The organism is Acinetobacter variabilis (assembly GCF_000369625.1).
Classification (GTDB): domain Bacteria; phylum Pseudomonadota; class Gammaproteobacteria; order Pseudomonadales; family Moraxellaceae; genus Acinetobacter; species Acinetobacter variabilis.
Genome location: NZ_KB850113.1, coordinates 153,850 through 167,833, shown reverse-complemented (window position 1 = coordinate 167,833; position 13,984 = coordinate 153,850). Strand labels below are relative to the sequence as shown.

Annotated in this window: 11 protein-coding genes; 1 reads left to right on the top strand and 10 read right to left on the bottom strand. The window is 35.5% G+C overall.

Translation table 11 applies throughout. The features are described from left to right. Positions 1 to 44: 44 nt before the first annotated feature. Genes codA through codB form a run of 3 tightly spaced genes read right to left on the bottom strand, consistent with a single transcriptional unit; the run spans position 45 to position 3,821 of the window. The gene (gene codA / locus F897_RS06525; protein ID WP_004730470.1) at positions 45 to 1,310 is read right to left on the bottom strand and encodes a cytosine deaminase; all 1,266 of its coding nucleotides are present in this window, start codon (positions 1,308 to 1,310) and stop codon (positions 45 to 47) included. Positions 1,311 to 1,330: 20 nt separating this feature from the next. Continuing rightward, positions 1,331 to 2,542 (bottom strand): PucR family transcriptional regulator, encoded by a 1,212-nt coding sequence (locus F897_RS06520; RefSeq protein WP_004730472.1) that lies wholly within the window; start codon positions 2,540 to 2,542, stop codon positions 1,331 to 1,333. Between the two features lie 4 nt (positions 2,543 to 2,546). After that, a complete protein-coding gene (codB, locus tag F897_RS06515) occupies positions 2,547 to 3,821 on the bottom strand; it encodes a cytosine permease (protein WP_004730473.1) in 1,275 nt (424 codons plus the stop codon). Positions 3,822 to 4,406: 585 nt separating this feature from the next. On the opposite strand from codB, the gene F897_RS06510 reads away from it, so the two are divergent. After that, positions 4,407 to 5,231 (top strand): TIGR02391 family protein, encoded by an 825-nt coding sequence (locus F897_RS06510; RefSeq protein ID WP_005234380.1) that lies wholly within the window; start codon positions 4,407 to 4,409, stop codon positions 5,229 to 5,231. A gap of 41 nt (positions 5,232 to 5,272) precedes the next feature. Here F897_RS06510 and F897_RS06505 read toward each other — a convergent pair whose 3' ends face one another. The 7 genes from F897_RS06505 to F897_RS06475 all read right to left on the bottom strand — a co-directional run bounded on the left by F897_RS06505 (position 5,273) and on the right by F897_RS06475 (position 13,634). Next, complete coding sequence (locus F897_RS06505) at positions 5,273 to 5,869, bottom strand: DUF6088 family protein (RefSeq protein WP_005234369.1); 597 nt, start codon at positions 5,867 to 5,869, stop codon at positions 5,273 to 5,275. A gap of 24 nt (positions 5,870 to 5,893) precedes the next feature. Then, the gene (locus F897_RS06500) at positions 5,894 to 6,376 is read right to left on the bottom strand and encodes a Mov34/MPN/PAD-1 family protein (RefSeq protein ID WP_005234367.1); all 483 of its coding nucleotides are present in this window, start codon (positions 6,374 to 6,376) and stop codon (positions 5,894 to 5,896) included. Beyond that, a complete protein-coding gene (locus F897_RS06495) occupies positions 6,366 to 8,144 on the bottom strand; it encodes a HesA/MoeB/ThiF family protein (RefSeq protein WP_005234365.1) in 1,779 nt (592 codons plus the stop codon). The genes F897_RS06500 and F897_RS06495 overlap by 11 nt, the downstream gene beginning before the upstream one ends. 1 nt (position 8,145) lies before the next feature. Continuing rightward, positions 8,146 to 9,408 (bottom strand): nucleotidyltransferase domain-containing protein, encoded by a 1,263-nt coding sequence (locus F897_RS06490; protein ID WP_005234363.1) that lies wholly within the window; start codon positions 9,406 to 9,408, stop codon positions 8,146 to 8,148. Between the two features lie 3 nt (positions 9,409 to 9,411). Next, the gene (locus tag F897_RS06485; protein ID WP_005234361.1) at positions 9,412 to 9,969 is read right to left on the bottom strand and encodes a 3'-5' exonuclease; all 558 of its coding nucleotides are present in this window, start codon (positions 9,967 to 9,969) and stop codon (positions 9,412 to 9,414) included. A gap of 33 nt (positions 9,970 to 10,002) precedes the next feature. Next, on the bottom strand, positions 10,003 to 11,565 hold the full coding sequence (locus tag F897_RS06480; protein WP_005234359.1) for an SAVED domain-containing protein: 1,563 nt from the start codon (positions 11,563 to 11,565) through the stop codon (positions 10,003 to 10,005). Between the two features lie 335 nt (positions 11,566 to 11,900). Continuing rightward, entirely contained in the window at positions 11,901 to 13,634 is a 1,734-nt protein-coding gene (locus tag F897_RS06475; protein ID WP_005234357.1) for an AAA family ATPase, read from the bottom strand. Between the last annotated feature and the right edge of the window lie 350 nt (positions 13,635 to 13,984).

Below are 13,984 nucleotides of genomic sequence, written 5' to 3'. Positions count from 1 at the left end.
AAAAAACCGATGTATAAACATCGGTTTTTTAATTTTTTACTTAGTTATGCAGGCGTAGCTAGATTTCCGACTTTAAGTAAGCTCACTTGCTCTTGTTGTCTTTGCATAATAATTTTACCATTACGCACACTTAAAATAGCTTTTACTTGATTAGCAACAACTTCATAATCATTTTTAGCCGGCATAATTATAAAACTGGCAGGACGTCCGACCTCAATCCCGTATTGATCCCCTAAACATAAAGTCTTGGCTGAATTATCTGAAACAAAATCCAAGCAACGTTGTAAGTCTCCGTAACCCAGCATATGACAGATATGTAAGCCAGCATCCAGAATACGAATAATATTACCGTTTCCTACTGGATACCAAGGATCACGAATTGAATCCTGAGCAAAACAAATATTCATGCCTGCACGGTCAATTTCTGGTACACGGGTCAAACCTCGGCGCTTTGGATAGCTATCAAATCTTCCTTGCAAATGAATACTTTCTGTAGGGCACGAAATAAAGTTAATTTTAGAACGTTTTAGTAAGCGGAATAACTTGTAACAATAGGCATTGTCATAAGATCCCATGGCTGTAGTATGGCTAGCTGTTACACGTTCCCCCATACCTCGTACATGTGCTTCATCTGCCAAAACTTCCAAAAAGCGAGATGCTGGATCATCAATCTCATCACAGTGTACATCCACCAGACAGTTATATTTTTCAGCTAAATCCATCAAGAAATGAACTGAACTTACACCTTTTTCACGGGTATATTCAAAATGTGGAATGCCACCAACTACATCAGCACCAAGCTTTACGGCTTCCTCCATTAAAGCACGACCATTTTTAAATGACTCAATACCTTCTTGTGGAAATGCTACAATCTGCAAATTCACTTTATCTTTGATTTCTTCTTTAACTTCAAGCATAGCTCGCATTGCAGTTAAGCTTGGATCAGTGACATCGACATGTGTACGCACATGTTGAATACCATGCTCAATGAGCATATCTAGCGTTTTTAAAGCACGTAGTTTAGTATCTTCAAAAGTGATCGTGGCTTTACGTTGCCCCCAACGTTCAATCCCTTCAAAGAGTGTACCTGACATATTCCACTCAGGCTCACCCGCAGTGAGTACAGCATCTAAATGAATGTGTGGATCAACTAAAGGAGCCATGACTAATTGTTGTTGTGCATCGATAGTATCTACATCAACTGTTTGAATGAGACTAGCCTGTTTTTCAATGGCTTCAAAGATGCCATTGTTGTAAGTAATACTAAATAGCCCTTCTTGTTGACGTAAAACTGCATTGATAATTTTCATGTTGGTTCCTTTTAAAATAATTAATGACTCATGTGCCAGATCAGTAATGCCATTGAAGCATTTAGACGGAAATTTGCCTCAGTTAAGACCTGATTTGTCAGTGATTCAATTTTTTGAATCCGTTGGTTTAAGGTGTTTCTATGGATACCAAGTCGTTTGGCTGTATCATTTAAGTTGCCATTTTCTTTAAGCCAGGCATCTAACGTTTCGAGTAGTACAAATGGATGCTTTTTATCGCTAATGAGAATACCCAAGGTTTCATGCATGAATTGCTGCAATACGCTTTTGTTTGGAATCGCTTTTAAAAGTTTTAGCACCCCCAAATCACGATATTGGCAAATACTATTTTTCATCTGCATTTCAAAAGCAATTTCCTGAGCTTGGGATGCTTCCCAAAATCCTCGTTGAAATGCCACTGCAGAATTCACTTCATTTGATAACCCTGCAAAGACTTTAAGGTTATTATCAAGTTGACTTATTTGATCGATCACTTCTATGAGTGATTTTTTCCACGCATCGATATCATGATCATCAAGGTTGAGTACCAAACTAAACTGATCCCCCTGACGGATGACTGGAATTTTCTGCTTCCACTGTTTGGACCATTTTTCCAAGGCTTCATAACACTGTTGTTTAATTCTGAAAAAATGATTTTCATGCACAGCATCAGTATCGGTATGAAACAAGGCATGAATATTGTGTAAGCGCAGTACTGTAATCACATGACGTCCAAGTAAGTTAATTTTTAACTGTTTGGCACGAAGTTGAATTGTCTCTACCGATGGAAAATCCCCTGTCAGTAATTGAGAGATTACATCTTCACTCGATTTTTTGACTTGAGAAAACTGAACTAGCTGTGTACCAATCGCATGCGTAACTTCAACCATCTTCAAACTGTAAGGTTGCTCAATTAACGGTAAACCAAGCTCATTTGCGCGTGAAATAAGTTTAGGTGGAATTTCATGGATATATTCCTGACCTGTCATAATGACAAGCGCAGCTACATTTCGTTCATATGCCTGTTCAAGTAAACCTAAGAGATTATTTTCATCACGGGTATAGTTGATTCCCGTAACAAATACAATCTCTCCACCCTCAATCCATTCAGCGATTCCTTCATTTTCTGCTACATAGAACCAGCGGACAGGCCGATGAATATTTTCTGTTCCACCACATAATTTTAGTGGGTAAAGTGAAGGTAGATTCAGGATATCTTGAACGGTCATATTCATCGCATTACTCCACTGCATCTACTATATTTAAGACAGATGATTCCTGACGTAATGGGAATAAATAATTCAACACACTATAAGTGGTACATGCCACCACAATACCCACAATAGGTGCAATCCATGGTGATACATAGGCAACAATTGCGCCTGTGAAATAAGCAATCAAACCAATCCAGTTAAAATTAGGAATATTTGCTTCAGCTAATAATGGATATTTTCCTTTATGACGAATCCAGTAATCCGCCATGATCACACCACCAAGTGGAGGAATAATTGCGCCAAGGAGTAATAAGAACGGAATCAATAGCTCATACATACCAGCAGCAGCTAAAATGATCCCCGCAACAGCAGCTACAAGCACCATGGTTTTACGGCGTTCACTTCTTACCATATGGCAAGCAGCAGTTGAAACACTATAGATTGCTGGGCCTTGGATCGTCCATAAGTTCAGGCAAAGCATCACTACTGCAGCAATAGATAACCCTTGTAAGACTAAGACCTCTACAATATCGGGTTGTTGATAAACGATTGCCATCCAAGCGCCTGCTAGGACCATTAGACCATTACCAATTACAAAGCTCACTAGACATGCCCAAATCGCGATTTTTCCGCTCTTAGACATGCGCGTCCAATTGGTAATTTGTGTTGCACCACTGGCAAAGGTACCAAATACCATGGTAATGGCTGTTGCCAATGTGAGTGTTTCTGTCGGTTGAACACTAGTTAAACCAGTCCATCCACCAATTTCTTTGGTCGCCAAGACAATAGAAGTAACGAGCAAAATAAACATTAAAGGAATCGATACACGGGATAGATATTCAAGTCCTTTAAAGCCAACAATTGCTGTAATGGAAAAACCGAGTCCAAATAGCACCATCAAAGGAATGAGTAAACTGTCAGAAAATCCTAATATTTTTCCAAGTGAAATCGCCAGAGTTGCTGTTCCCCAAGCAAACCAGCCTAATTCAGCAAAACCTAAAATAAAGTCTGATAATTTACTGCCCCAGTTGCCAAAGCAGAAACGTCCCATTAGAACTGTATTTAAGCCACTACGTGCAGAAATAAATCCCAAGGTCGCAGCATAAGCTCCTAATAGCAAGTTGCCTATGGCTACAATCCACAAAATATCAGTGAACTCAAAAGCCACCCCAATTTTTCCACCAGCGAACATAGTTCCTGTGAAAAAAGTAAAACTAAATAACACTAAGGCTATTGGGAAAAAGCCTTTACGTTGTGAAAGTGGTGTTTCTGTTAAAGGCGACTCTGCATGCGCGCTCATATTCAACACTCCTACTATTCAATTAAAATTCTTGAGCGCTGTATTGCAAGAGCTATGCCAATTTTTTAACGTTTAAATTTATTTAGGTTAAATTGTTAAATGTGGGCAATTTGCACATATTTTTACTTTTCATGCAGAGTAAATGGATAAACTACTGTGCTTTAATAACATTCAGTGATTTTATTTTGTGCATTTTAGAAACTGTAAATATTACAGAACATGCTGATATTAACGGACAGATAAGGAGACTATTACAAATGTAAAATTTCGGGTTGTTTTTCTATTTTTGTTTGATCTTACTCATTTCGACGCTCTTGTATGTCAGATGTCATTTTTCTCTTTCTTAAACGCTTTTTTCTTGGCAGTAAATGGATTTTTTGCACAAAGATGTGAAAACTTGTCCCCCCATTTTCATAGCAAAAATTTCACTTATTTATTAATACATAGTTTTTAAATAGTTTGAAGAAGAGGTGATGGCAGCTCAACTCAATAAAAAATCTGTTTGTAAAAAAAGAATAAGTTCTAGATCTTTACCCAAATTTACTCCATTATTTTATAAACAAGAGCTACTTCATTTTTATAAAAATGTTCAAGTCCGAAAACTATTATCATACTGATTACTTAGGGGAAGCTGGAGTCACAGAAACCTGCCTATATAGCCTTTTTAATCTCCTCCAGACTCATGCAGATCTAAGTTATGCTCTACTACTAACCAATAATCAGTTCCATGCATTTATAATTAAAGACAAATCTAATAGTTACTACATTATCCGTTCAGGCTTCACTTCGGGTTATCCAGGCGAAGGACCCAAAGGGTTAGCCAAAGCTTTAACTATTTTGAATAAACATCAAATCGAAACAGAAGAAATAGTTGTTACTTTAAAACTAATGAGTAAATTGAACAATTCATCACTTAGCGACAATGACATCGACTTTATTTTCAAAGAAAAAATCATTCGCCCTATACGTCTGCAAGACTATGTCTATCCTTTTGAACATGCAATAACTAAAACATCGAATCTAAAACGTTACTACCCACTTGAGCTTCCCTACTCAATTATTGATGATAGAATTTTTGATCTAGCACTACTTTTCAAACAAGATCCTGACTCGGCTTTAACAAAAGCATATAAACGGCTGGAAGATATTATCCGACTACGTACTGGCGTAAATGAACATAGTACGAAGCTGTTTGCACAAGTTTTTCAAGGTGAAAATGCTCTATTAACTTGGGATGTACCAGATACTGCAGAGATAAAAGGTAGAATCAATTTATTTACAGGTTCTTATATGGCTTTTCGAAATGCTAGGGCACACCGTGAAAAAGATGAAAATTTAGTTCATCAATATCGAGAGTTCCTGCTTATTAATGAATTATATCTATTAGAATCTGAAGCTAAGCCAACTTAACAAGAATAGTTGTCCAAGTAGTTATTATTTCTACATCTCAACTATGATTCATCTATTAGTTTATTAATCCAACTTGGCTTTTTAGCTCTCAAAAATGTCTGAAAATCCTCTTCACCCAACGATTCTTTTAATTTGTTAATCATTTTCACATCAACAACCTTAGGGCCAAGAAAATAAAGTGCTGATACAGCCCAACCAACTCTCTCATGAGGATATTGAAAAACGTCGAGACAACGTGTTTTTATTAATCTCACAGTACAATCAAAAAATAAAAACTCTCGTGAATTTCTATTAGTATAAAAAACCTCTATTTGTGGAACTTGGGTACTTAAACCTAAATAATTTGCTGATATCCCTCCATGTTCTTGAAACATCTCCCCAGTACGCCTTGATAAGACTTTTAAAGTATTCTGTATATCTGGAGTGAGAATCCTATTTGGAATCATTCTATTCTTTTTGGTCTTGTAATAGACCTTCGGAAAAAGAATGAGGGAATCACCATTTTTTATATAATCTCTCAAAATCCATTGCAGCTTTTTATCATTTACATGGACACTAAAATCTAAAGCACTAAATACTTTACCTTCCTCAATTTTTTTATATTCATCAATTACAATTTTATCTTTGGAAAACTTCACAAAAGATACCCTTCTAAACACCAATTAGTTTAATGTAGCTTGTATAAAACCATTTTCTTGTAAAGACCAAGCTCTAATTGTATCGCCATTACTACCATTACCAACAATTACAGCTAAAGGGTTCGGCAACGAGCTAATATTCTTTCGTGAAAATTCACGAAAGCTTTTTATATCTTGCGGGGACAAATTAGGGGTTAACTCAGCATGGGTATGCCAGTATCCTACCAAAACTAACCCTTGATTTTGATACTCAATAGCCTCCTGCTTACACCTATTGGCATCTAGTTCCAACCATGTTGGACCAGAAAGGTCAGCATTATGTGGAGGTGTAGCTACTGCAAGCCATAAACCATCCGACATACTTGTATCAATAAATAACTGCCCGCCTTTCTCATCTTCTTTTAATTTTTGTTGATGAGAAAAGAATATGTCTACCACCTCTGTGGACACTTTTAATTCAACATCAAGCGTTTTCCATCGCCATTCCCAAGCTAGATCATAGCTCACTAGTACACTGCTCCTTTGGCCACTCTCTGGAAATGACAATTTGCTTACAACCTTCAGGTACATTCGGTCCAACGTACATACCATTCAATTCACGTATCTTTTCAATATCACCTATACTAGTAACCCATGTCTCAGATTCTACTTTTCCAGTAAGTACATCAAATACCGATTGAGCTGTTATTGCCGCTATTGTATTAATTCCAATAGGACCACCAGGGATAAACGCTTCTCCACAACCAGGAAGTGGGATGACCCCATTATCCTTCCATTCTGAATGTTGGTGTAAAAAGTTTCCATGCTCATCGAATAAGTAGCGTCCATCAGTAATACTATTTGGTCTAGTTATCAGCACATGCCCTATAATTGCATGAGGCTCAGCCCAAGCTTGGATTAAAGCCCACTTAGGTTGCCTAACTTCATGCAATAACCATATAAACTCTTCTGAATTCCAATCAGCAGTTGTAATTACCACCACATCCATTTCATCAAGCATGCTAATATTCTTAATACATTCATACTGAATATATTGTGGAATTGATGTAATAGTGATATGAGACAAATCTTTTTGGATTCGCTCTTTTAATGCTTGGGTTTTATATTTACCTAAATCATCTACCCCTAAAATATGTCTTCCTAAATTTGCACTTTCAAATCTATCAGGATCAACAATGGTGATGTTAGTAATACCTGCCCTCACTAGATGCATAATGACTGAACTACCTAAAGAACCTGCACCAATTACTGCTATTTTTTTATTTGCTATATCATTATTTGATAGTTCTATGTTTCTTGAATGGATTACATTTTTTGCTAGCAAATGAACTGGACTATGTTCCAAACTCGACAATCTTACATCGTTATTCTGTTGCTTACGTAATCGACGTCCAGCTCGTTTACCATAAACTTGATGGCTATCACTTTTGATACCTTTGTGTTTAAGAGTTATCGCTTGAATAATGGGTGGCTCAGTATCCGGGAGTTCTAATAGTAACCATCTAATAGGATAACTATTGTTTCTTTTATCCCATTCTAATAACCTCTGAAAATCTACTGAAGATATATGATTTTCAATCCATTCAAAGACTTCATTGGAATTAGGAATTTCAACAGTTGGATAAGAATTTAAGCGAATAAAATATGCAACTGGTGCTAAAACTGATACTTTCTCTACCCTGTTTAATATTTTAGAAAGATGCTTTTCTATCATTGGTTGCTGCGATGCTAACCATACAACTTGATGACGTTTTATTCCTCCCCTTTGATCAGTGAGTCCAAAAAGTTCACCATTAGTTGAGGGATGTTCCAAAACAACAAGCTGATGGTTATTAAAATTTAATTGCAATCTCCAATAAGAACTTATTTCCCTATAAAATTCCTCGTTTCTTTCTTCTATATTAGAGGAAGGCAATACTAGCTCTAATATCTTTAATAGCCTTTTCAATGCATCATTTACTACACTCTCAGGAGAATTAGCTGCTGGATGTTCTCCAAATCCATACAAACATAAAGATTGTCGCATTGCATGGGGCCATAAGAGCCAAGGTGAAGGACTTATCTGTAGACGCAAGCCAACTGTTGGAAAGCCTTCACAAAAGCTAATCCTGAGTATTCGTGAAACACCTAAGAAATCCTCAGGTAAAAGAAATTCATACGCCAGCACCTCCTTTTCTTTTGGGTCTGTTTCTTTAAGCAAAGACATAGCATCTTCACCTAAATATTGGTGTAAAAATGCTATACCTTGTCTTATTTCTGGAGTGACTTTTTTCATCTTAACCAAGTCGACCTACTGGTTCATTTGAAGTATGAATTGATGCTGCAGATGAAGATGATCCTGTTAAGGCATTTAATGCTAGAGCATTGAGCGTTATTTGAGAGCTTCTTCCAGGTAATGTCCATGATTTATCAGGAACATTTATAATTTGCTCTTTGATAAATGCTCTTGGGACTCCAAAACTTTCCATAAGTTTATTTTCAAATGATGCTGAATTACCTAAGTCATTAAGTCCTATTAATACACTTTCTAAAGCTTGTGAATGCCACGCAAAAAATGCTTCTCGATAAGATTCACCCTCACCATTTGGACGATTCCATTTTTCAGCAAAGTTTTCACCTGAATCTTGAGGATTCAATACAGCAAAGCCTTCATCAACTTGGGTTATAAACTGTGGCATGTATGCAATGATTTTTACAATTGCTTCAATTGGCCTTAGAGCCTGAGCCTGTGATTCTTTATAAACTTTCTCATATGCTTTGGCAGCTAGAGTTGTTATCACTGCAGAAATCGGTCGATACTCAGGACTTTCTGAATTTAATGCCCACTGATCACGATGTCTTTTTAGTAATTTAATAGTTGCTCTTAATGGATTATGTTCAGCGTAGTCTTCATACAAAGGCAAAGGATCTTGAGTTGCACTATCCATAAGAACTTTGTTGCCAGCCATTTTTCGAATAATTTGGATTTCAAGCTTAGCCAAATTTTCTAACCACAGTGAATAATCACGAGGTGTACTACACTTCCAACCAGTCTCTCTATCTGGGACCTCTAAATTTCCGTAACCAGCTGATTGACCATTACCTCGTGCATTTCGTGAAGGTGTAACATCTATGTGGAAGCCTGGATTTTCATCTGCATAAACAATTCTAATGCCTCTACGCAAAGGTTTAATGGGGGTACTAGTTCTAGTCCCTTCTTCGAAACGCCTTGTTAGTGCATCTAATACTTCTTTTGAATCTACATTCTGTGCGTTAGGAAGTAAGATAATAGCATCAGCATCAATATTAGCCATATCCCCTTCTGCTTGAGGAGCTGGCTTAATTGTTGTCTTTAATCCAATCGAACCTTGCACAAAAATATGAGCATCTTTTAATATTTCATCTTCAGCTCCATTTAAAATCGCTTGTAGATTATTATATCTATCTGTTATTAGATCGTATTGAGCAGGGGTTAATGAAATTTTTTGAACAATATTCATTAAAACCACTTCCCAACTATCTATTTGTGTTGGATGCTGCGCTTGTGCTACCAAATCCATAATTCACCCCCTTCTGTTTACTTCTTCTAAAATTAAATTAAATAACTCTGCTTGAAATATCGCATCCTGCAAAGCGTGATGATTACTAGTAAAATTCGGCTTTAATTCTTCAACTATTTTACTTGATTTAGTTTCTGACCAATCACCACCAAAACAGCCAAAATACATAGATTTAATATCTACTGAGGTATAGCCAAATGGATTATTTCCTAGATATTTATGGAAGTAATAGTTTATAAATGACCAATCAAATCCAACGTTAAAACCAACAAATATAGGTATTTCGTTGGCTGTAACATTTTGATCAATCCACTTACAGCACTCAGCCATAGCCACATTTGCCAATAGCCCTGTACTTAATAAAGCATCTAAGTTAAACCCTGTCACTGATAATGCTTCAGGATCATACTTGTTTGAGATTGGCTTTAACTCACAGTAGAAATTGACAGTTGGTTTATCAACCAAACACATGCCAATTGACAATAGATCATAATCACCTGGTATAGGGCCTGATGTTTCTACATCCACTGAGATAAAAACTTCTTTTTTCTTAATTGTCATATTCTAGTTCAAAGCATACTTATTGAGTAAAATTTAGGAAATATCTATTTCCTGATCTGTTCCAACTAAACTAACTTTTTTTGCACCAATTTGGATAGTAGGCTCAAATGGACCGTTGTTACCAGTACCAGGTTTACGTTCATATAAGATAAAATCAGCATGATGGCGAGCCTGCATTTTTTGACCTAATCGTACACATGCAGTCGTTGGTGCAACCATAATTAAGTGAACTTTCTGAAGCCTCCATTCATCTTGAATTTTTTTATAGGCACTATCAATTGCCTCTCCTAAATGCTCTAAATCTTTAGGATGGCTAATAGCATTAAAAGAACACTCATCAAGTGTTATTTCTATAGTTGGCAAAAGAAATTCATCCTTGAATAATTGTTCAGGTAATTCAGTTCCGGGGATTTTTGCAGTTATATTCACCAATAAAAGAGCTTCATTTTCCTCACCAACTTTCTCTTTGTGAGTTATGACTTCAAATTTATTTTCTTGTGGTTCAGTAACTTCAGACCACGCCCATTGTTTGCCTTTACATTCTATTTGTTGTCTATGGTACTGAAATAAAATAATGGGATAGCTATCTCCGATCAACCGACCACTTAAGATAAGAATAGACATGCCATGTAAAGGAAATAATGCTAAAGGTTTACGCTGTCGATCTTGAGCTACTCCTTGAAGTGTTCTTTTCAGCATAGATATATCGGAGCTTAATAATCGAAATGCACTAGCCCAATAAAATGGATTATTTGATGCGCTAAAATATGCTGTATTATTAAGGAAGTATTCTATATTTGTGGAGTTACGGGTTTTTCTCAACCACATAGCTTCATCAGCATCCCGGCTATTAAAGACAAAAGGTTGACCTTCAATTGCGCCACCAATAACAATCATTTGATATTCTGGGAACTTTAAAAAACTTAACAGTCTATTAACCTCTTGTACACTCTCCTCACGCATCTTACGCAAATCTTCAATGCCATACTCATTTGGTGCAATTTTATCAATCAACTGATGACACTTATCACACAAAAGCATGATATTGGTTGGCTCATCTGCAAGTTTTTCAGAATCTTGATTACCCCTTGGCCCATCTTCAGATGAAGCTACAATATGAGCAAAATAACTATAGTTCCCGCTCATACTTGGGCTTAAATGCTCTCTTAGATCAATACCACACCCATAAAATTGACATCTCCATGCAGCAGAACATGCTACTTTAAACTTTGTAGCAGGAGAGACTTCGCCCTTTCTACCTGTGGTTAAATCATTTGATTTTTTTAACCAAGCGTTAATTGTCGTTATGGTTGTAACTTGTATTGCTTCGTCAAAAGATGGCTGATTTGATAAATCCTTAGATGTACTTTCAAGAATTAACAATCTTTTTTTTGTAATCCATGGCTTTAGAGCAGCAACTACCTCTTCACCTAATTCACCACTGCCTAATTCAATCCCAGGATTTTCATCTTCAGATTTTCTCACATAAATTTTCGCGTAAAATTTATTCAAATATAATAGAATTTTTGAATCAACTTGAAGAAGTTGTTCCTTTAATATTGTTGCAAACTCTGAATCATTAAATGCAATTGACACTATTTTTATCTCATTTTCCTTCTATTCCAACATCTTAACTTTAATATAAAATATTAAGAAGGAAGTTTAACGCTGATTACGACAAGTCTTGTCGTTTAAATAAAAAACTATTCAAGATAAGTTGAGAAAGTTGAAAAGTTGAAAAGTTGAAAAGTTGAAAAGTTGAAAAGTTGAAAAGTTGAAATTATTAAGGGGACTATAATCAATATGAAGTCCCCTAAGACAATAAGCCAATTAATTAGTGCATGTATTGCATGTATTGCATGTATTGCATGTATTGCATGTATTGCATGTATTGCATGTATTGCATGTATTGCATCTTATTAATTTACTATTTATGTAGGTAGTCTCCAATACCACGCTTGCTCTCTTTTAAAGCTTATTGCGCCTATATCTCTGATTGCTCTACCATAAGTGGCATCTGATATACCTTCTTCCGAACATAATGATTTCAAGTGTTTAGAAGCGATAGTCTCATTTTTAGATAATAGATCTAATATAAGTTTTTTTGCCCTATTAATTTCAGTTGCTTTTTCCTTTTTATTACCTGATTTAGTGTCAAATGAGCCAATGAAAGGTTCAAGCCAAGTAGTTTTAGACGTTTCTATCCCTTTGCCAACAGTAGCTGATTCAATTCGATATCTCATGTGAGTATCCGATTGTTTAGTTGTATTCGTTTTCACTCTAGATAAATAAAAATTGTCTTCACTTTCATCTTTTAAAGCACATAGTGCCATTCTTGCTTTTGCTGTAAATGCTTGAGATCCTAAAAATCTTTCAACTAAAGGCATATTCTCTTTACCTGCACTTTTAGATAGATGAGTAATACAGACAACCGCACAGTTATAATCTTCCGCAAATTTACTCAAGGGATCTAACGCTTGTCGCACCGTATTGGCTTTATTTAAATCACCTTGTACCAACCCTACGACAGGATCAATAATTAAAAGCCGAAGTTCAGGATTTGCTTTGGCATAGTTTTCTAATGCTGTTATATCCTCTATCCCAAACGACCTAATTTTCCCCTTTCTATCAACTACTCCATCCATCACAGCTATATTATCTAAATTAGCTTCATAGGACATAATCCGAGGCTTAAGCGTATCATCTGCAGCATCTTCTGTTGAATAAATTAATACTTTTCCAGGTTTCTCACATTTACTGCCATCAGGAAATACCCCTCCAACTGAAATTGTTGCTGCAATTGAAAGCATGAGATTCGTCTTACCACAACCTCCAATACCGGCTAATACAGTTATTTTTCTAGCAGCTAACCATCCCTCCCAAATCCAATCAGTTGGCTTTTCTTCAATTTGAGACAGTGTTCTTACAACTAATGCAGTGTTCAGCTGCTTTGTTGCTTCAATTGGTGGCTCCTGACCTATCATGTTCAATCTTGCATCTTCAATATTTTTTAAATGACTTACCTGTTCCATTAGGTATTTATATTTATGCTCATCATTAAGATGTTGAAGATTATTACTACTAATAAATAAATCCTCATTCATTGTTGGCGGTTGCGTGCCAAGCATAACTTTAAAAATATCTTCTCCAAAATTATTATTAATTATATAAAAACCATCATCATTATCGGAAACATAGACAATAGGCTGTCTATTTTTAGCGAAAAGCTTAAAAATAGAGACATCATCTGTTGTAAAAACCCAAGATTTATATTTGATATCTAAATTAGCAACTGGAATTCCTTTACCGATAGAAAAATTAACGTTAATCTCCTCAATCTTTTTTTGAGGCTCACTTAACTCATCCCATTTAGATGCAACACCATTAATTAAATATCCTGTTGCTTTATTAATATCACTTTTATCACATAACTTTATAGCATTACAACCTTCACAATTAAAATCAGGATATTTTACATATATATTACTCATCTGATTAACCTTATATAACCCACTATCATAATCCTCAATTAAAAAATTATTTTCAAAATCCTCAATTGATTTAAAATACTCAACCTCCTTTCTCTTATTAATAATAGAAAAAAATACATCCCCATCAATCATTAACTCTTGCTTAGAATCTGAACTATTAATCAAATTATTCACTTTTACCTCAAATAATTAAAAAACAAATATTTAGTAAACAGACTAACCAACATACCTATATTTTAATTCAGTCTGCATGAGCATTAAATCAAACTTAGAAATTCAATGATTGATTTGGTTCTTAAAATCAAAAAAAAGTATATATAAAGTTTTTTTTAATTTAATAATCAATGTCTTATAAAAAATCAAAAAACTGGGGTATAACAGATTTACGCATTACACTCCACTAATAAAAATACCAAAATAAATTTAATGAAATGTGGTAAATGTGGTAAATGTGGTAAATGTGGTAAATGTGGTAAATGTGGTAAATGTGGTAAATGTGGTAAATGTGGTAAATGTGGTAAATG

Coding starts and splice junctions, on each gene's coding strand:
- codA (WP_004730470.1), bottom strand. CDS start 1,310: ATGAAAATTATCAATGCAGTTTTACGTCAACAAGAAGGGCTATTTAGT.
- F897_RS06520 (WP_004730472.1), bottom strand. CDS start 2,542: ATGAATATGACCGTTCAAGATATCCTGAATCTACCTTCACTTTACCCA.
- codB (WP_004730473.1), bottom strand. CDS start 3,821: ATGAGCGCGCATGCAGAGTCGCCTTTAACAGAAACACCACTTTCACAA.
- F897_RS06510 (WP_005234380.1), top strand. CDS start 4,407: ATGTTCAAGTCCGAAAACTATTATCATACTGATTACTTAGGGGAAGCT.
- F897_RS06495 (WP_005234365.1), bottom strand. CDS start 8,144: ATGAAAAAAGTCACTCCAGAAATAAGACAAGGTATAGCATTTTTACAC.
- F897_RS06490 (WP_005234363.1), bottom strand. CDS start 9,408: ATGGATTTGGTAGCACAAGCGCAGCATCCAACACAAATAGATAGTTGG.
- F897_RS06485 (WP_005234361.1), bottom strand. CDS start 9,969: ATGACAATTAAGAAAAAAGAAGTTTTTATCTCAGTGGATGTAGAAACA.